At 68.4% G+C, this 17,430-nt stretch carries 15 protein-coding genes; 10 read left to right on the top strand and 5 right to left on the bottom strand.

All coding sequences use genetic code 11. The annotated features are described in order from the left end of the window. The first annotated feature begins 71 nt into the window (after positions 1–71). The 4 genes from ACYVLV_RS14720 (at position 72) to ACYVLV_RS14705 (ending at position 5,243) form a co-directional block, all read left to right on the top strand. Positions 72–2,075, top strand: a complete 2,004-nt coding sequence (locus ACYVLV_RS14720) for an acetyl/propionyl/methylcrotonyl-CoA carboxylase subunit alpha (RefSeq protein ID WP_460811068.1) — start codon at positions 72–74, stop codon at positions 2,073–2,075. Continuing rightward, a complete protein-coding gene (locus ACYVLV_RS14715; RefSeq protein WP_460811067.1) occupies positions 2,072–3,238 on the top strand; it encodes an acyl-CoA dehydrogenase family protein in 1,167 nt (388 codons plus the stop codon). The genes ACYVLV_RS14720 and ACYVLV_RS14715 overlap by 4 nt, the downstream gene beginning before the upstream one ends. Positions 3,239–3,322: 84 nt before the next feature. Continuing rightward, positions 3,323–4,189 (top strand): carboxymuconolactone decarboxylase family protein, encoded by an 867-nt coding sequence (locus ACYVLV_RS14710; protein WP_460811065.1) that lies wholly within the window; start codon positions 3,323–3,325, stop codon positions 4,187–4,189. 31 nt (positions 4,190–4,220) lie between these two features. Continuing rightward, on the top strand, positions 4,221–5,243 hold the full coding sequence (locus ACYVLV_RS14705; protein WP_460811063.1) for a YihY/virulence factor BrkB family protein: 1,023 nt from the start codon (positions 4,221–4,223) through the stop codon (positions 5,241–5,243). A gap of 42 nt (positions 5,244–5,285) precedes the next feature. Here ACYVLV_RS14705 and ACYVLV_RS14700 read toward each other — a convergent pair whose 3' ends face one another. The 5 genes from ACYVLV_RS14700 to ACYVLV_RS14680 all read right to left on the bottom strand — a co-directional run bounded on the left by ACYVLV_RS14700 (position 5,286) and on the right by ACYVLV_RS14680 (position 10,006). After that, the gene (locus tag ACYVLV_RS14700; RefSeq protein ID WP_460811062.1) at positions 5,286–6,062 is read right to left on the bottom strand and encodes a tyrosine-protein phosphatase; all 777 of its coding nucleotides are present in this window, start codon (positions 6,060–6,062) and stop codon (positions 5,286–5,288) included. 44 nt (positions 6,063–6,106) lie between these two features. Continuing rightward, positions 6,107–6,907 (bottom strand): SDR family oxidoreductase, encoded by an 801-nt coding sequence (locus ACYVLV_RS14695; protein WP_460811060.1) that lies wholly within the window; start codon positions 6,905–6,907, stop codon positions 6,107–6,109. A gap of 36 nt (positions 6,908–6,943) precedes the next feature. Further along, the gene (locus ACYVLV_RS14690) at positions 6,944–7,753 is read right to left on the bottom strand and encodes a DUF1295 domain-containing protein (RefSeq protein WP_460811058.1); all 810 of its coding nucleotides are present in this window, start codon (positions 7,751–7,753) and stop codon (positions 6,944–6,946) included. Positions 7,754–7,849: 96 nt separating this feature from the next. Further along, entirely contained in the window at positions 7,850–9,355 is a 1,506-nt protein-coding gene (locus ACYVLV_RS14685) for an alpha/beta hydrolase family protein (protein WP_460811055.1), read from the bottom strand. A 198-nt stretch (positions 9,356–9,553) separates the two neighbouring features. Beyond that, on the bottom strand, positions 9,554–10,006 hold the full coding sequence (locus ACYVLV_RS14680) for a nitroreductase family deazaflavin-dependent oxidoreductase (RefSeq protein WP_460811052.1): 453 nt from the start codon (positions 10,004–10,006) through the stop codon (positions 9,554–9,556). A 50-nt stretch (positions 10,007–10,056) separates the two neighbouring features. Here ACYVLV_RS14680 and ACYVLV_RS14675 point away from each other — a divergent pair, with 50 nt between their 5' ends. The 6 genes from ACYVLV_RS14675 to ACYVLV_RS14650 all read left to right on the top strand — a co-directional run bounded on the left by ACYVLV_RS14675 (position 10,057) and on the right by ACYVLV_RS14650 (position 17,411). After that, the gene (locus tag ACYVLV_RS14675; protein WP_460811050.1) at positions 10,057–10,992 is read left to right on the top strand and encodes a 1,4-dihydroxy-2-naphthoyl-CoA synthase; all 936 of its coding nucleotides are present in this window, start codon (positions 10,057–10,059) and stop codon (positions 10,990–10,992) included. 382 nt (positions 10,993–11,374) lie between these two features. Then, on the top strand, positions 11,375–12,382 hold the full coding sequence (gene glpX, locus ACYVLV_RS14670; protein ID WP_460811048.1) for a class II fructose-bisphosphatase: 1,008 nt from the start codon (positions 11,375–11,377) through the stop codon (positions 12,380–12,382). 70 nt (positions 12,383–12,452) lie between these two features. Continuing rightward, positions 12,453–15,182: a pyruvate, phosphate dikinase gene (gene ppdK / locus ACYVLV_RS14665; RefSeq protein ID WP_460811046.1), complete on the top strand. Its 2,730-nt coding sequence runs from the start codon at positions 12,453–12,455 to the stop codon at positions 15,180–15,182. Between the two features lie 123 nt (positions 15,183–15,305). Further along, positions 15,306–15,872: a hypothetical protein gene (locus ACYVLV_RS14660; RefSeq protein ID WP_460811044.1), complete on the top strand. Its 567-nt coding sequence runs from the start codon at positions 15,306–15,308 to the stop codon at positions 15,870–15,872. Further along, positions 15,869–16,585 carry an NAD-dependent deacylase gene (locus ACYVLV_RS14655; protein WP_460811042.1) on the top strand — a complete coding sequence of 239 codons (717 nt, stop codon included), beginning with the start codon at positions 15,869–15,871 and terminating at the stop codon, positions 16,583–16,585. The genes ACYVLV_RS14660 and ACYVLV_RS14655 overlap by 4 nt, the downstream gene beginning before the upstream one ends. A 79-nt stretch (positions 16,586–16,664) precedes the next feature. After that, positions 16,665–17,411 (top strand): hypothetical protein, encoded by a 747-nt coding sequence (locus tag ACYVLV_RS14650; RefSeq protein ID WP_460811040.1) that lies wholly within the window; start codon positions 16,665–16,667, stop codon positions 17,409–17,411. Positions 17,412–17,430 lie beyond the last annotated feature (19 nt).

Genomic DNA, 17,430 nt, shown 5'->3' with positions numbered 1-17,430 from the left:
TCAACCAGCGTGTGCTCGCCTCCGCTGGTTGAGGTGCGAGCGCAGCGAGCCTCGAAACCAAGGAGCCACACATGATCACGCGACTGATGGTGGCCAACCGGGCCGAGATCGCGAGCCGGGTCTTCAGGACCTGCCGTGACCTCGGCATCGAGACCGCGGCCCTGCACAGCGACGCCGACGCGGATCTGCCCTACGTGCGGGAGGCGGACTACGCCGTACGACTGCCGGGCAACAGCCCAGCTGAGACGTACCTCGACGCCGACCTCGTGCTGGACGCGGCACGGCGTGCAGGCGCCGACGCGATCCACCCCGGCTACGGCTTCCTGTCCGAGAACGCCGCGTTCGCCCGCGCCGTAAAGGCGGCTGGTTTCACGTGGATCGGGCCGGCTCCCGAGTCGATCGACTCGATGGGCAACAAAATCGAGTCGAAGAAGTTGATGGAGGCCGCTGGGGTCCCGGTGCTGACCAACTTCACCGCCGAGACCGCGACCGAGGCCGACCTGCCGCTGTTGGTGAAGGCCAGCGCCGGTGGTGGAGGTCGGGGGATGCGGATCGTGCGCACCCTGGCCGACCTGCCCGGCGAGATCGAGAAGGCCCAGGCCGAGGCGCAGTCCGCCTTCGGCGACGGCACCGTCTTCGTGGAGCCGTACGTCGAGCAGGGGCGTCACATCGAGGTCCAGATCGTGGGCCATGCCGACGGCGTCCTCGTCCTGGGTGAGCGCGACTGCTCCCTCCAGCGCCGCCACCAGAAGATCGTCGAGGAGTCCCCGGCGCCGTTGTTGCCGGAGGCCACACGCCGGGCGCTGCACGAAGCTGGCCACGCTGCCGCGGCCAGCATCGGGTACCTCGGCGCGGGCACGGTGGAGTTCCTCTACGACGCCGCCCGGGACTCGTTCTTCTTCCTCGAGATGAACACCCGCCTCCAGGTCGAGCACCCGGTCACCGAAGCCGTCCACGGAGTTGATCTCGTCGCACTGCAGATCGCGGTGGCCGAGGGCCGGGTCGTGTGCTCCACGCCGACCGATGGGTCGGGCGCAGGCACACAACCCGAACCCGACGGCCACGCCATCGAGGTCCGCCTGTACGCCGAGGACCCGGCCGCCGACTACCAACCGCAAAGCGGTCGCCTGTCCACGTTCGAGATCCCGGCCGGCGAGGGCGTCCGGGTCGACACCGGCTTCGAATCGGGCAGCGAGGTGTCCACGCACTACGACGCCATGTTGGCCAAGGTCATCGTGCACGCTCCGACCCGGGAGCAGGCGGCGCGTCGACTGCGCGACGTACTGCGGCGAGCGAAGATCCACGGCCTGGTCACCAACCGGGACCAGTTGGTGCGGATCCTGGGCAACCAACGCTTCCTGGCCGGAGAGGTCGACACGGGTTTCCTGGCCGATGATGACACTGCACAGTCCTTCACTCCCGGCACCGCCGACCAACAGGGCGTTGCCTTCTTCGCGGCGGCGATGGCTTGGGTCGCGGCGGAGACGGCTGATCGGTCGGTGCAGGGGGGTATCGCGGTCGGTTGGCGCAATGTCCACTCCGCCCCTCAGATCGTCACCTTCGACTACGCCGGGACCGAGGTCCAGGTCGGCTGGCGATACGGGCGCTCCGGTCCAGAGTTCGTCGACGTCTACGGCGAAGTGTCCGGCGTACGCCTCGTCGCTTGCGAGCCACAGACCGACGCCTGGCGGGTGACCACCGATCACGGTGGGCTGCGATCGACTCACGCCGTAGCGATCGCGGATCATCGCGTCGATGTGGATGGCGCAGTCGGTCATCTGGCTCTAACCCGGGTTCCTCGTTTCGTCGATCCCGCGGATGCGGTGGCCAGCGGGAGCCTGCTGGCGCCGATGCCCGGGACGGTCGTGAAGGTCGCCGTCGAGCAGGGGGACGAGGTCGCGGCGGGGGACGTCGTACTCGTCCTGGAGGCCATGAAGATGCAACACACGGTGACCGCGCCCACCGCGGGCACCGTCACCGAGATCAACGTCCAGCCCGGTGCGCAGGTCGCCTCCGGAGAAGTACTCGCCGTCGTCGAGGAATCGAGCGGCTCCACCACCGAGGAGAATCCATGACCGTCAACTCATTCACCGAGACCGAGGAGCGCATCGAGCTGCGCAAGCAGGTCGCGAAGCTCGCCTCCAAGTACGGCCGGGAGTACTTCACCGAGAAGGCCCGCAGTGGCGGCAAGACCAGCGAGCTCTGGATGGAGATAGCCAAGAACGGTTACCTCGGGATCAACATCGCCGAGGAGTACGGCGGCGGGGGCGGCGGCATCGGCGACATCGCCGCGGTGTGCGAAGAGCTCGCCGCCCAGGGTTGCCCGTTGCTGCTGATGGTCGTCTCCCCGGCGATCTGCGGCACCGTCATCGGCCGCTACGGCACCGAGGCGCAGAAGCAGAAGTGGCTCCCCGGCCTGTGCGACGGCACCGGGACGATGGCCTTCGCCATCACCGAGCCCGACGCCGGCACCAACACCCACAACATCACCACCACCGCGCGCCGTGACGGTGACGGCTGGGTCCTGAACGGTCGCAAGATCTGGATCTCCGGGGTCGACGAGGCCTCCAACGTCCTGGTCGTCGCGCGCGCCGAGGACGCCAAGACCGGCAAGGTCAAGCCGGTGCTGTTCGTCGTACCCACCGACGCCGAGGGCTTCGAGGCCACCGCGATCCCGATGGAGATCGTCTCCCCGGAGAACCAGTACCAGGTGTTCATGGACGACGTGAAGCTTCCCGGTGACGCGCTCGTCGGCGACGAGAACGGTGGACTGGTCCAGCTCTTCGCCGGCCTCAACCCCGAGCGGATCATGGCGGCGGCGTTCTCGCTCGGCCTGGCCCGGCACGCGCTGGAGAAGGCGTCGCAGTACGCCAAGGAGCGGGTCGTCTTCGACGTACCGATCGGCGCCCACCAGGCCATCGCCCACCCGCTGGCGCAATCGCACATCGAGATCGAACTGGCCCGCCTGATGAACCAGAAGGCAGCCGCACTGCTCGACTCCGGCGACGAGATGGCCGCCGGGGAGGCCGCCAACATGGCCAAGTACGCCGCCGCCGAGGCCGCATGCGATGTCGTCGACCGTGCCGTGCAGACCCACGGTGGTAACGGGGCCAGTCAGGAGTACGGCATGGCCGGTCTCCTGGTCGCCACCCGTGTGGGACGCATCGCTCCCGTGAGCCGCGAGATGATCCTGAACTTCGTCTCCATGCACAGCCTGGGCCTGCCGAAGTCCTACTGACCTCCACTCACTCGTGATTCCCACGCACCAGGTGCGTGGGAATCACGAGTGAAGGCCGCGCGGCGGGTACTCCATACTGGTCACATGTCTGACGCGTGGGGGATCGGTGGCGCCACCGCGCTGTCCCTGTATGCGCCGGACGCTGCCGCGGCGTTCACCGAGATGGTGCGGGTGCGTCCCACCGACCTCAACCAGGTCGTGTTCGAATCGATGCGGGCGGCAACGGCGCACGCCATCGACCTCACCCCGCTGCCGGGAGCGCGGGTCGTCGACGTGCCGCCGCTCGGGGTGGTCGCCTTCGCCGAACAGTTCGCTGTCGACGTCTCCATCATCGACGACGAGATCCGCACCGACTGGGCCTCTGAACTGGGTCGTCAGTTCGTCTCGGCGACCCAGATGGTCTTCGTCGCCGATTACGGCCCCCGTGTGCGGACCACCCTGGACGCTCTCTTCGGGAGGGACGAGTGGTTCGAACCGCCGATGCTCCCGGTGGACGACGCCTGGCCGGTGATCGAGAACTTCACGCGAGCGGTCGCCCGTTTGCGGGTGCTGGACGACCTCACCACCGAACTGGTCCGGTTGCGCGGGGCTCGCCAACACGAGTGCCGACTGTGTATGTCGCGCCGCAGCCTGGCCGCAGTCGAGCAGGGAGCCGACGCGGAGACCTTCGCCGACATCGACGACTACCGGTCCAGCACCCTGAGCGACCGGGCCCAAGCCGCCCTCGGCCTGACCGACGCGATCATCTGGACCCCCGCCACGATGCGACCGCGCGACCTCGCCGCAGCCCGCGAGCACCTCAGCCCGGCCGAGGCCGTCGAGGTGGTGCTCGACGTGGCCCGCAACGCCACGAACAAGATCGCGGTGTCGCTCGCCGCCGACGAGGCCGAGAATCCCACGAAGGTCGCCCTCTTCGAGGTGGACGACAACGGAAATCTGACGTTCCCGTGATGGGCCGACAACCCGACTCGAGGGGGCCCGGATGGGGCTGATCGGGGCCGCGGACAGGGCCCAGCGGCGGCGTACGTCGATCGGGTTTCCGCTGGCGGTGCTCTACAAGTTCTTCGACGACCAGGGGAACTACCTTGCCGCGACCCTGACCTACTACGCCTTCATCGCGATCTTCCCACTGCTGCTGCTGGCCTCCTCGATCCTCGGTTTCCTCCTGCAGGGGAATCCGGATCTCCAGGCCTCGGTGCTCAACTCGGCCCTGGGTCAGTTCCCGATCATCGGTGACCAGTTGGGTCGACCCGAGGGGCTGACCGGTTCCACCTCCGCGGTGATCGTCGGGGCCCTCGCTGCGTCGTACGGCGCGATCGGGCTGGGCCAGGCCACCCAGCATCTGATGGCCACGGCCTGGTCGGTGCCGCGCAACAGCCGACCGAATCCCGTGTGGCAGCGGCTCAAGAGCCTGATCTTGTTGGCGCTCTCGGGGTTGGCGGTCCTCGGCGTCTCGGTGTTCTCCGCGACGGTGAGCAACGCCGACGCCCTGGCCATGAACGACATGGAGGTGGGAGGAGCGGTGCGCTGGCTGATCCGGATCAGCACGTTCCTATGCGTGGGGCTCGTCCTGACCGGACTGTTCCGACTCGCTGCACCGCGGTCCCATCGGTTCGGCAAGGCGGCGCCGGGTGCCTTCTTCGTCGCCGGCGGCCTTCAGCTGCTGCAGCTGGCCGGAACCGCCTACGCCACCAAGGTGATCGCCGGAACGAGCAACATGAACGCCACCTTCGGCCTGGTTCTTGGGTTGATCGGACTGATCTACGTCGCGGCCGTGATCGTGGTCCTGGGAGTCCAGGTGAACGTCGTCCTCGCGCGACGGCTGTGGCCGCGTGCGCTGCTGACGCTGTTCACCGACGCGGTCGACCTCACCGACGCCGACCGGCACGCCTACGCGCTGTACGCCCAGATGCAGCGGCACAAGGGGTTCGAGACGGTGGCCGTCTCGTTCGTGGGCCGCGACGGGCGGACCCACGAGATGATCGTTGATCCGGAGGAGACGTGACCGAACGTGGGTCGCGGGTGTGAAACTCTGGAACGGGTCGGGTTAGGACGTTGTCGAGCGCAGGCGGCCGCGCAACGATGACAGCTGGTCCTCCCGCAGCTGCAGACCGCGCGTCAGGTAGCCGTCGAGGTCGCCGTACTCCACCTTCACCGCGTGGTACGCCGCGTTGAGGTAGTCGCCGTCGGCCACCATCACTCGCTCGTAGACGTCGACCTTGTCGGCACCGAGGTGTTCCTCGACCAGTCCGAGGTACTTCACGCGGGTGGCGGTCGAGACGGTGTTGGTGAGCAGGTAGTCCTCGAGGATCAGATCGGGGTCGACCCCGGCGACGTGCAGGAGGAGGGCGGACGCCCAGCCGGTGCGGTCCTTGCCAGCGGTGCAGTGGAAGAGGTGACCGTCCGAGCCGTCGGCGAGTCGCCCGAGGAGGTTGCCGAAGGCGTCGCGGGCTCCGGGATGCCGCACGAAGGTGCGGTAGACCTCGCGCATCGTTTCGGTGGCGACCTCACGATCGGCCAGCGAGGCGACCTGATCCATGGGGATGCCCTTGACCTCCAGGTGCTCCCAGGAGGCGCCGGGGACGTCGGCGTCGGGGTGCGCCTCGACCTCGTGGCTGTCTCGCAGGTCGTAGATCGCGGTGATCCCCAGGTCGCGGATCTGGGCGGCGTCCTCGCCGGAGAGGGTGAGTTCGTTGGAGCGGAAGAAGACACCCTTCCGCACGGTGCCGCCGCCCAGGGTCGGGTAGCCGGGGCCGGCCACGTCACGGAAGTTGTCGGCCGACGCGAGTCGGACCAGGTCCTCGCCGGTGCTCTCGTCGCTCACAGAGCAAAGTGTAGGCGGGCCCGTAGACGCCCCGCCCGGCCCGTCTACGGTTGCTGGGGCGGGCGGTGCGGGTTCATGATCGCGTCGGTGCCGCCGTCGATGGTGACGACCGACCCGACGATCAGGGACGCGGCGTCGGAGAGCAGAAAACCGATCGTGGCGGCGACCTCCTCGGCGCGGCCCGGGCGACCCAGAGCGGTGGGGTAGGCGTCGGCGAACGGCCCGAAGACGGGGTCCTCTCTCAGTTGGTCGGTCATCGCCGTGGCGATCAGCCCGGGGGCGATGGCGTTGACCCGGATCCCCGCGCCGATCCAGTCGGGGGAGGAAGCGGTACGCCGCGACCAGGTCGCGATCGCTGACTTGGTCGCCGGATAGACCTGCACGGCCTCGGTGGTCGCCGCCGCCGTACGCGCGGCCTCTTCGTCATCGGCCAGGCAGGCGGTGACGACCCCTCCGGCGTGGTCGGCCCAGCCGGGTTGGCAGGTGACCGAGTTGGACGAGATCACCACGACCGCCGCCCCGCCGACGCTCTGCGCGGCAGCGAGCTGGTGGCGCAACCCGGACACCAGGCCCACGGCGCCGAAGTAGTTGACCGAGGCGACCAGGGCCGGGTCGATGTCGGTCAGGCCCGCGACCCCGGCGCAAGGGACGACACCGTGGACGACGTCGGCCATCGCCGCGACCGCGGCTACCGCGGAGGCGCGTCCGTCGGGGGTGGACAGATCGGCCACCACCTCGGCGTCGCGCAGGTCGACGGTGATCACCCGGTGTCCGAGGTCACGGAGCATCGCGGTGGTCGCGGCTCCGATCCCGGAGGCGGCACCGGACACGACGTAGGTCTTCATGGGCTCAGGGTAGGGCCGGTGCCCGGCCCGTGGGGGCTACTTCTTCTTCGGAGGGAGGGGGAAGAAGAAGGAGGTGCGTTCGGCGTACTCGGGGTAACCGTCGCGCTTCATCATCGTCTTCTCCAGCAGCTTCCCCCCGGTGCCGAAGACCAGGAAGAACGTCATCGCGAGGGGCGAGAGGATGGTGAGGAGACCCGGCAGCCAGCCACTGGCCAGCGCGCCGACCAGCCACAACCCCCACCAGACCGAGGCGTCACCGAAGTAGTTCGGGTGGCGGGTGTAGCGCCACAGCCCCTGGTCCATCACCACAGGGCGCTCATCCTTCGGAATCTCCTTGTACGCCGCCAACTGCGCGTCGCCGACCGTCTCGAAGAAGACCCCGATCAGCCAGACCACGATGCCGACGATGACCACGGGCCACCAGTCCACGTCGCTGATCGCGCCGACCATGACGGGGATGGAGATGAACCACATGGCCGAACCCTGGATCGCGAAGACGCGCTTGATCGCGACCGGGAGGCCGACCTGGTCCAGGGTGCCGCCGAGCATCGATTCGTAGCGGGGGTCCTCGCCGTGGCCGATCGCGCGCCGACTGATGTGCCAGGCCAGGCGTCCACCCCAGAGCGTGACCAGGGCGACGAGGATCCAGCGACGAGCGTCGTTGCCCTCTCCGGAGACCTGGCCGATGAGCGCCGAGACCCAGGCGATGGCTACGAAACCGAGCGGCCAGGTGATGTCGACGACGGCGACCCGGTTGAGCTCTTTGGCGGCGAAGGCCGTGATCGCCATGGCGGCGATGACGACGCCCAGACCGGCCCCGAGAGTGATGAAGAGATAGGAGTCCACGGGTCGAGTCTGGCCCATGAGCGGTGAGTCGGGGTAGCGCTGGCGTGAACCAACCCTCCCCGGATCAGCAGCGACGAGCAGTAGATCGGCAGCCGATCAGCAGCCGACGTTGGTGATGTCCCCGTCGCTCCGCTTGCCGCGGCCTTTCTTCGACAGCGAGTACGCCGAGCAGTAGTAGAAACTCAGGAGAGGATCACGCTGCAACCGCACGCTGTCCCAGCGGCCGTTCCCGGCAGGCTCGAGGTAGCGGTAGGACGACTTCAGCATCCGCCCTGCCCCGCCCCGGTGCTTGAGGTACCGGTCAAGCCAACGCTGGGTGTAGACGCTGGTCAGAGCCTGGCCGTAGCGGCTGGCGGGCAGGGCGAGCGGAATGTCGGTGTACTCCAAATGGGTGGAGGCCCGCGGCACGACCAGCATCGAGTCGACCCCCGCCTTCTTCCACGAGTCGAAGCCCGACTGCTTCTCGCGACGAGGGTCCGGACCGTCGGGCGAGGTTGAAGGGGTCAAGGAGCTGTTCCCGGACAGGAACCATGGAGAGACGGTGAAGCCGTACTCCGACTGCACGGCCAGGGCCGGCACGACCGGGCGGTTGCCGGTGCCGTCGATCGGTCCTGTTGTGGCCGCGCCGGCGAGCTTGTCCAGGGCGACCACGGCGGCAACGCGCTTGTCGATGCCCTGGACCTTCGAGATGGCGGCCGCGCCGAGGGAGTGCCCGATGAGGGCGATGCGCTTGTTGCGACCGGGGGTCGCCGTACGCCGATCGCGGGACCGGTCGAACTGGCGCCAGTAGGGGTTGAACCGGTTCACGCTGGCTCCGGCGGAGCCGGGGTTGCGGTAGCCGCGCTGGGGGGTCGAGGTGAAGAACGACAGGGCGTCGCGGGTGCCGACGACGAAGTTGGACAACTGCTGGGACGGGACGCCGGGGCACCCGAGCATCTCGTCGTCCTGGGGTTCGGCGAAGGGGTTGCAGAACGGAAGAGCGTTGTTGTTCTGGTGGGGGAGCGTCTCGCTCTGGCCCTGTCCCTGCACGTCGTAGGTCAACACGACGTACCCGCGCTCGGCGAGGTCCTGGGCGAGCCATTCGTACATGCCCTCGGCGCCCTGCACCGATCCTTCGGTGAACACGACGCCAGGGAAGGGGCCCTTGAGCTTGCGGCCGGTGTAGGGGTCGCGCGCGTTCTTCTTGGGGCGGTAGACCGTGCCCTTGAGTAGGGCGCCGTACCGGTTGGTGAACGCGACGCGCCGCGACCGGCCGCGGGTGCCCTCCCAGTCGGCACGCAACGGGTTGCCGATGTTCCAACCGGGGAAGAGGAGCCCCGGGGTGATCGCGAGGCGGGTCGGGTTGGCCGCCTGGGCGAGCAGTTGGGCGGCCGTGGCGGGCCCGACCTCGGTGGTCAGGGCCGTCAGGTACGCCGGGTTGCGCAGCTGGCCGCCGGGGCCGGTGATCCGGCCGTAGGCGTCGCCGATGTTGGCGGTGTCGCGGGCGACGTACGCCGGAGAGCCGGGGGTGGGCCCGTCCGGGGCGGCGAGCGCGGGCTGGGGGGCAAGGGCTCCGGTGGCCGCCAGAGCGAGCGCGGCGAAGCCGATCAGGGGTGAACGCATGCTCGGTTCAACGATCCATGGCCACCTAGGTGACGGCACCCTCCGCTGGTTGAGGTGTGACGAGCGCAGCGAGACCCGGGCCTCGCTGGTTGAGGTGTGACGAGCGCAGCGAGGAGCCTCGAAACCCGGTTCCGTCAACGGGAACTTTTTCGTCCCAGGAATCAGGTTTCGAGGTTCGGGCCTGGCGGCCCTCACACCTCAACCAGCGTGAGCCTCCCCGCGGGGCTCGAGCACGAAGACGGGGATCTCGCGGTCGGTTTTCGTCTGGTAGTCGTCGTAGTCCGGCCACACCGCGGCCGCGCGTTCCCACCACAGCCGACGCTCATCGCCCTCGACCCGGCGGGCGACGTACTCCTGCGCGGTCGGGCCGTCCTGGACGTCGACCTCAGGGTGGGCCACGAAGTTGTGGAACCACGCCGGGTGAGTCGGTGCGCCGCCCTGTGAGGCGACGGCGGCGTAGGTGCCCTCGTGCTCGACGCGCATCAGCGGCGTCTTGCGCAGCTTCCCCGACTTCGCGCCACGGGAGGTGAACAGCACGATCGGTACGTCGCGCATCGTGTTGCCCTCTGCGCCATCGGTGCGTTCGTAGAGCGCCACCTGGTCGCGCACCCACTCGGACGGGCTGGGCTCGTATTCACCTTCGAGGGTCATGCCTCTGTCCTACCCCATTGCCGGGAAACTGTCACCGATAGCCTCCACCCATGAGCGCCATCGACGGAGTGTCGGAGATCTTCGACACCGAGGCCTGGGACGTCGTGCCCGGCTTCGAAGACCTGACCGACCTGACCTACCACCGCGCCAAGGCGCACGGGACGGTGCGGATCGCCTTCGACCGTCCCGACGTCCTCAACGCCTTCCGGCCACACACGGTCGACGAGTTGCTGCGGGTGCTCGAGCACGCGCGGATCTCCTCCGATGTCGGGTGCGTGTTGCTGACCGGGAACGGACCGAGCGACAAGAACGGCAAGTGGGCGTTCTGCACGGGTGGGGACCAGCGGATCCGGGGACGGGCGGGCTACCAGTACGAGACGTCCGGCCACGACGACGCCGGCGCGCCGCCGAACCCGATCGACAAGGCCAAGCTAGGGCGGCTGCACATCCTGGAGTGCCAGCGGTTGATCCGCTTCATGCCCAAGATCGTGATCTGCGTGGTTCCGGGCTGGTCCGCCGGCGGCGGGCACAGCCTGCACGTGGTGTGTGACCTGACGATCGCCAGCGCCGAGGAGGCGCGCTTCAAACAGACCGACGCCGACGTGGGTTCGTTCGACGGTGGCTTCGGGTCGGCGTACCTCGCACGGCAGGTGGGCCAGAAGTTTGCCCGCGAGATCTTCTTCCTCGGGGACGAGTACTCCGCCGATGACGGCGTCCGGATGGGTGCGGTCAACCGCGCCGTACCCCACGCCGAGCTCGAGGCCACCGCATTGGAGTGGGGCCGCAAGATCAACGCCAAGTCCCCCACCGCCCAGCGGATGCTGAAGTACTCCTTCAACCTCATCGACGACGGCCTGGTGGGTCAGCAACTCTTCGCCGGCGAGACCACCCGGTTGGCCTACATGACCGATGAGGCCACCGAGGGCCGCGACCAGTTCCTCGAGAAGCGCGACCCCGACTGGTCGCCGTTCCCCTGGTACTACTGAGCCTTTCGCCTGCGCCTAGGCGCGAACAGGGGAGATGAATCGGCACCAGGTGCCGATTCATCTCCCCTGTTCGGTTAACGCCTCGAGCCCTTCGACGGACGGCTCCTCACCCCTCGCGATCGTCGACCGTGTTGTTCTGTGCCCGTTTTATTTGCTTTGTACCCCTTGAAACCAAACAAACAAAGGTGTATAAAGAGACCCACAGATTGAGACGCAGATCACAACATCGTCGCCGAAGGCATCCGAGCAACCTCGTCACCGAAGGCGGGGAGCGGCCCGAAGACGTCGAGCGAGCCGAGGAGCGAAGCACGATGATGAGCGCAGAAACCAGGCAGCGCCCGAGCGGGTCATTCGGCCGAACCGACGTCGAGGTGGATGCCTGATGACGTCACCCGCCGCCGCAGGGCCCTACCAACTGCCCGACCGCAACCTCGGGCTCGACCTGATGCGAGCCACCGAGGCGGCCGCGATGGCCGCCGGACGGTGGGCCGGCCTCGGAGACAAGGAAGGCGGCGACGGTGCCGCCGTCGACGCCATGCGCCAGGTGCTCGCCGCGGTGCAGATGCGAGGGGTCGTGGTCATCGGTGAGGGGGAGAAGGACGAGGCCCCCATGCTCCACAACGGGGAGGAACTCGGGGACGGCACTGGCCCCGAGATGGACATCGCCGTCGACCCGGTCGACGGTACGACCCTGCTGGCGAACGGTATGCCGAACGCGATCGCGGTGATCGCGGCCGCCGACCGCGGCGGCATGTTCGACCCCAAGGACGTCTACTACATGGAAAAACTCGTCGTCGGTCCTCGGGCCGCCGGCAAGGTGGACGTGACCGCGCCGCCTGAGGAGACCCTGCGCGTGGTGGCCGAGGCCAAGGGTGGGTCGATCTCCGACGTGACCGTCGCCGTACTCGACCGGCCTCGGCACGCCGAGCTCATCGGGCGCCTGCGTGCGGCCGGTGCCCGGATCAAGCTCTTCCCCGACGGAGATGTGGCGGTCGCTATCGCGGTAGCCCGCCCCCAGTCGGGCATCGACGTGCTCATGGGGGTCGGGGGCACCCCGGAGGGCGTCATCACCGCCTGCGCCATGAAGGCGATGGGCGGGGAGATCCAGGCCCGGTTGTACGTCGCCGACGACGAGCAGCGACGACGAGCCCTCGCGGCAGGTCACGACCTCGACCGGGTGCTGGGGCAGAACGATCTGGTGACCTGCGAGAACACCTTCTTCGTGGCCACCGGGATCACCGACGGTGACCTGCTCGCCGGGGTGCGCTACTCCGACGGCGGCGCTCAGACGCGGTCGCTGGTGATGCGTTCGCAGAGCGGCACCGTGCGTGAGGTCAACAGTGATCACGCGCTCAACAAGGTTCTCCGTCACGCCGGGGACCACCCATGAGGATCAATGCTCTCGCAGACCCGTCCCGCCAGTGGCTGAATCCGGTGAACCGAAAGGCAGTGATCTAACGATGGACAAACTCGTCTACCACTTCAGCGAGGGCAACAAGGACCAGAAGGATCTGCTCGGCGGCAAGGGCGCCAACCTGGCCGAGATGACGCGTCTCGGGCTGCCGGTGCCCCCCGGGTTCGTCGTCACCACGGAGGCGTGTCGCCACTACCTCAAACACGATCGCCTGCCGGACGACCTGCGTGTGCAGGTCACCATGGCCCTGCGCCGACTCGAGGACGAGGTCGGGCGCCGGCTCGGCGACTCGGTCGACCCGCTCCTGGTGAGCGTGAGGTCGGGCGCGAAGTACTCGATGCCGGGGATGATGGAGACGGTGCTCAACGTCGGCCTCAACGACTTCTCCGTCAAGGGTCTGATCGAGGCCTCGGGGGACGAGCGCTTCGTCTGGGACTCCTACCGACGCTTGATCCAGATGTTCGGCAAGACCGTGCTCGGCATGGACGGCGACGACTTCTCCCGGGTGCTCGACGCGACCAAGGAGGCCAAGGGCGTCACCAGCGACCTCGAACTGGACACCGACGACCTCCGCCAGTTGGTCGAGGACTTCAAGGCCGTGGTCGAGGAGAAGAGCGGACGCACCTTCCCCCAGGACCCGCGCGAGCAACTCGACCTGGCCACCCGGGCCGTGTTCGAGTCCTGGAACACCGACCGCGCCCGCATCTACCGCCGCCGCGAGCGCATCCCCGAGGAAGCCGGCACCGCGGTGAACGTCTGCACGATGGTCTTCGGCAACCTGGGCGAGACCTCCGGCACCGGCGTCTGCTTCACCCGGGACCCGGCCACCGGCAAGCCCGGGGTGTACGGCGACTACCTCGTCAACGCCCAAGGGGAGGATGTCGTCTCCGGGATCCGCAACACCCTGTCCCTCGACGACTTCGCCGACGTAGACCCGGCCTCGCACGCCGAGCTGCGCAAGATCATGCGGCGCCTGGAGACGCACTACCGCGACCTGTGTGACATCGAGTTCACCGTCGAGCGCGGCAAACTCTGGATGCTGCAGACCCGCGTCGGCAAGCGGACGGCCGCGGCGGCGTTCCGCATCGCTACCCAGTTGGTGGACGAACAACTGATCACCATGGACGAGGCGCTCGAGAGGGTCGGCGGGGCGCAGCTGGCCCAACTCATGTTCCCGCAGTTCGACGTCACCGCCGAGCGCACGTCCTTCACCCGGGGGATGGCAGCCTCACCCGGCGCCGCGGTGGGTCGGGTCGTCTTCGACTCCGCCACCGCAGTCGCATGGGCCGCGAGCGGTGAGCCGGTGGTGCTGTTGCGTAGTGAGACCAACCCTGAGGACCTCGAGGGGATGATCGCCGCAACGGGGATCCTGACCAGCCGCGGCGGCAAGACCTCGCACGCGGCGGTCGTAGCCCGAGGCATGGGCAAGACCGCCGTCTGCGGAGCGGAGGCGCTGCGGGTCGACGAGGAGAACAAGGTCGCGCACGCCGAGGGTGTCGAGGTGCATGAGGGTGACGTGCTCTCGATCGACGGCTCGACCGGTGAGGTCTTCCTCGGCCAGCTTCCGGTGGTCGCCTCGCCGGTGGTGAAGTACCTCGAGGAGGGCCTCGAGCCGGCTCTCGAGGAGGTGGACGAAGGCACCGCTGACCTCATCCGGGCCGTGGATCGTCTGCTCGCCCACGCCGACTCGGTGCGGACCATGCAGGTGCGGGCTAACGCCGACACCGGTCACGACGCCCAGCGGGCACGCCGGATGGGTGCTCAGGGGATCGGTCTGTGCCGCACCGAGCACATGTTCCTCGGTGACCGCCGCGTCCTGATCGAGCGAGTCATCCTCGCCGGCACCACCGCCGAACGCGAGGAGGCGCTCGCCGCGCTGCTGCCGCCCCAACGGGAGGACTTCGACGAGCTCCTCGCCGCGATGGACGGACTCCCGACCACGATCCGCCTGCTCGACCCCCCGTTGCACGAGTTCCTGCCGGACCGGTCCGAGCTGATGGTCAAGGTGGCCAAGGCTGAAGTGCAGGGGTCTCCGGTGGAGGACGACGTACGACTGCTGGCTGCGGTCAACCGGCTCCACGAGTCCAATCCGATGCTCGGCCTGCGCGGGGTACGACTCGGGTTGACCGTGCCCGGTCTGTTCGCCGGTCAGATCCGCGCGGTCGCCGAAGCGGCGGCCCGTCGGATCAAGGACGGCCACGACCCGAAGCCCGAGATCATGGTGCCGCTCGTCGGATCGCTGATGGAACTGCACCTCGTGCGGGAGGAGGCCACCCGGATCCTCGCGGAGGTCGGTGCCGCCGAAGGGGTCACGCTCGACATCCCCGTCGGCACGATGATCGAGCTTCCCCGCGCCGCGCTGACGGCCTTCCGGATCGCCGAGGAAGCCGACTTCTTCTCCTTCGGCACCAACGACCTGACCCAAACCACCTGGGGATTCAGTCGCGACGACGTAGAGGCCGCCTTCTTCGCGGCGTACCTCGAGAAGGGTGTATTCACGGTCTCCCCCTTCGAGAGCCTCGACGTCGACGGTGTCGGCCGGCTCGTCGACGTCGCCACCCGCGAGGGTCGCCGTACGCGTCCGGGCCTGAAGGCCGGAGTCTGCGGCGAGCACGGAGGGGATCCCGAATCGATCCACTTCTTCCACCGGGTCGGTTTGGACTACGTCTCCTGCTCCCCCTTCCGGGTCCCGGTCGCTCGACTCGAGGCCGGTCGAGCCGTCCTGGGCAAGCCCGAGGAGGACACCTCGGACGACATGGACATCCAACGCGCCTAGTCACATCATGTGGTGTGTTCACGCACGGGTCGGGGACACGTTTCCCCGACCCGTGGGTGGGAACCCGGTGGCCCTACTAGGCTCACCGTCGTGGCCCATCTCCCAGTCGACCTCTGAGCGCCTGTGCCACGACCGATCCTCGCGCCGCTCGCGAGCCTGGCTCGCCCGGCCCTGTTCCCGGCCTTGGTGATGGCTCTGTCGCTGGCTCTCTCGGCCTGTGCCGAGCAGACCTTCGAGGGTTCGGTCAGCCGGACCGATCTGGAGGGAGAGGTCGCCGATCTCTTCCCCTCGGGGAACCCCTCGATCCCCCTCGCCGTCGCCTGTGAGGGCGGGATCGACAGCACGGTGGACGCCACCCAGACCTGCCGGATCGCCCGGGTCGACGACGACACCCGGGACAGCTTCGTGCTCGTCCGCGTCGCCGCCGTGGTCGATGACCAGACCCGGATCAGCGCGCGACCCTTCGTCCCCGCTGACCGGGTCGCCGGGGTGATCCTCCGATCGTTGGTGGCCGACGGCTACCTGGTGGACCAGGTGACCTGCGAACGTGAGCTGGACGGAGAGGTCGACGCGTCCGTGGACTGCACGGCCACGCCGGCCACGAAGGGGAACGACGGTGCCATCGTCGCGACCGTGACCAGGGTGGCGGGACTCAAAGTCGCCTTCGACTACGAAGTGAGTGCTTCATGACCGCCCTGCCCCGCATCGTCGTCCTCACCGGAGCCGGTATCTCAGCAGAGAGCGGCGTACCCACCTTCCGTGACGCCGACGGACTCTGGGAGGGCCACCGGGTCGAGGAGGTGGCCAGCCCCGAGGGGTACGCCGCCGACCCGGTGCGGGTCCAGAACTTCTACGACGCCCGGCGTCGGGCGCTCGACCTGGTCGAACCGAACCCGGCGCACGAGGCGCTGGCCCGCCTGGAGCAGGCCCTGGGCGACCGGTTCCTGCTGGTCACCCAGAACATCGACGACCTACACCTCCGCGCCGGGTCTTCACGCGTGGTGCACATGCACGGCGAGCTGCGTTCGGCGCTGTGCGCGCACTGCCGCACCCGGATGCCGTGGCGAGGCGACCTGGGGGCCGCGCTCGTGGATGAGGCACCGCGATGCCCCGCGTGCGGGCAGCGTGCCCTGCGTCCGGACGTGGTCTGGTTCGGTGAGGTGCCCTATCAGATGCCCCGCATCATCGCCGCCCTCTCGACCGCCGACCTCTTCGTTTCCATCGGTACCTCCGGGGCGGTCTACCCCGCTGCAGGATTCGTCCAGCACGCCGCCGACCAGGGGTCCGCGACCCTGGAGCTGAACCTCGAACCGAGTGAGGGCACCGACCTGTTCGCCGACGCACGCCACGGCCCGGCCGGTCTGCTGGTGCCCGCGTGGGTCGAGGAGCTGTTGGGTTCGTAGACCTCGAAGATCGGTTCTGCGGGCCGCCCACGCGGTGGAAGGTCGCCGAGGTGGGCGTCGGTGTGGTCTGATCTTTCGCATGATTGCTATGAAGCGGGCGTCGTACGCCATCGGTTCGGTTCTGTTGGCTTCGACGTTGGCGGCGTGTGGCGGCTCCTCGCCGGGGAACAGTGGTGCGGACGACGACGGCGACAGCGCCGCCGCCGAGGAGTTCGTGGCCCAGTCGGCCGACGAGATCGTGAAGGCAGCCATCGCCGACATGGAAGGCCTCACCTCGGTGCAGGTCAACGCCGACATCGAGACCGCCGATGCGGCGATCAGCCTCGACCTGCAACTGTCCACCAACGGTGACTGCACCGGCACGGTCGGCCTGGACGGCGCCACCGCCGAGGTGCTCTCCGCTGGCGGCTCGTCCTGGTTCAAGCCGGACGCCGAGTTCTTCGGCCAGGTTCTCCCGCCCGAGCAGGTCGACGCGGTGGTGGAAGCCGTCGACGGCAAGTACCTCGCCGACGACCAGGATCAGTTCGCCTCCTTCTGCGACCTGGAGGACCTGTTGTCGAACATCACGGACTTCAACGCCGACGACGATGTCACCAAGGGCGACGAGGACGAGGTCGACGGGCAGGGAACCATCATCATCGAAGGCACCACTGACGACGGTGACCCCTCCCAGGCGTTCATCGCCACCGGCGACAAGCACTACATCCTGAAGTTCGCCGCCACCGGTGAGGAGCCGGGCGAGGTGACCTTCTCGAAGTTCGACGAGGACTTCGAGGTGACGGCACCGTCCGACGACGAGGTCGCCGACCTCGGCTCGTTGGGTTAGTCCGCGAGTCGGCGCAACT

Source organism: Nocardioides salsibiostraticola, from assembly GCF_054783655.1.
Note: the sequence above shows the minus strand (reverse complement) of the source record. Positions and strands in the feature narration are given on the sequence as shown.

Coding starts and splice junctions, on each gene's coding strand:
- glpX (WP_460811048.1), top strand. CDS start 11,375: ATGACGTCACCCGCCGCCGCAGGGCCCTACCAACTGCCCGACCGCAAC.
- ACYVLV_RS14685 (WP_460811055.1), bottom strand. CDS start 9,355: ATGCGTTCACCCCTGATCGGCTTCGCCGCGCTCGCTCTGGCGGCCACC.
- ACYVLV_RS14675 (WP_460811050.1), top strand. CDS start 10,057: ATGAGCGCCATCGACGGAGTGTCGGAGATCTTCGACACCGAGGCCTGG.
- ACYVLV_RS14705 (WP_460811063.1), top strand. CDS start 4,221: ATGGGGCTGATCGGGGCCGCGGACAGGGCCCAGCGGCGGCGTACGTCG.
- ACYVLV_RS14695 (WP_460811060.1), bottom strand. CDS start 6,907: ATGAAGACCTACGTCGTGTCCGGTGCCGCCTCCGGGATCGGAGCCGCG.
- ACYVLV_RS14680 (WP_460811052.1), bottom strand. CDS start 10,006: ATGACCCTCGAAGGTGAATACGAGCCCAGCCCGTCCGAGTGGGTGCGC.
- ACYVLV_RS14715 (WP_460811067.1), top strand. CDS start 2,072: ATGACCGTCAACTCATTCACCGAGACCGAGGAGCGCATCGAGCTGCGC.
- ppdK (WP_460811046.1), top strand. CDS start 12,453: ATGGACAAACTCGTCTACCACTTCAGCGAGGGCAACAAGGACCAGAAG.
- ACYVLV_RS14720 (WP_460811068.1), top strand. CDS start 72: ATGATCACGCGACTGATGGTGGCCAACCGGGCCGAGATCGCGAGCCGG.
- ACYVLV_RS14655 (WP_460811042.1), top strand. CDS start 15,869: ATGACCGCCCTGCCCCGCATCGTCGTCCTCACCGGAGCCGGTATCTCA.
- ACYVLV_RS14650 (WP_460811040.1), top strand. CDS start 16,665: ATGATTGCTATGAAGCGGGCGTCGTACGCCATCGGTTCGGTTCTGTTG.
- ACYVLV_RS14710 (WP_460811065.1), top strand. CDS start 3,323: ATGTCTGACGCGTGGGGGATCGGTGGCGCCACCGCGCTGTCCCTGTAT.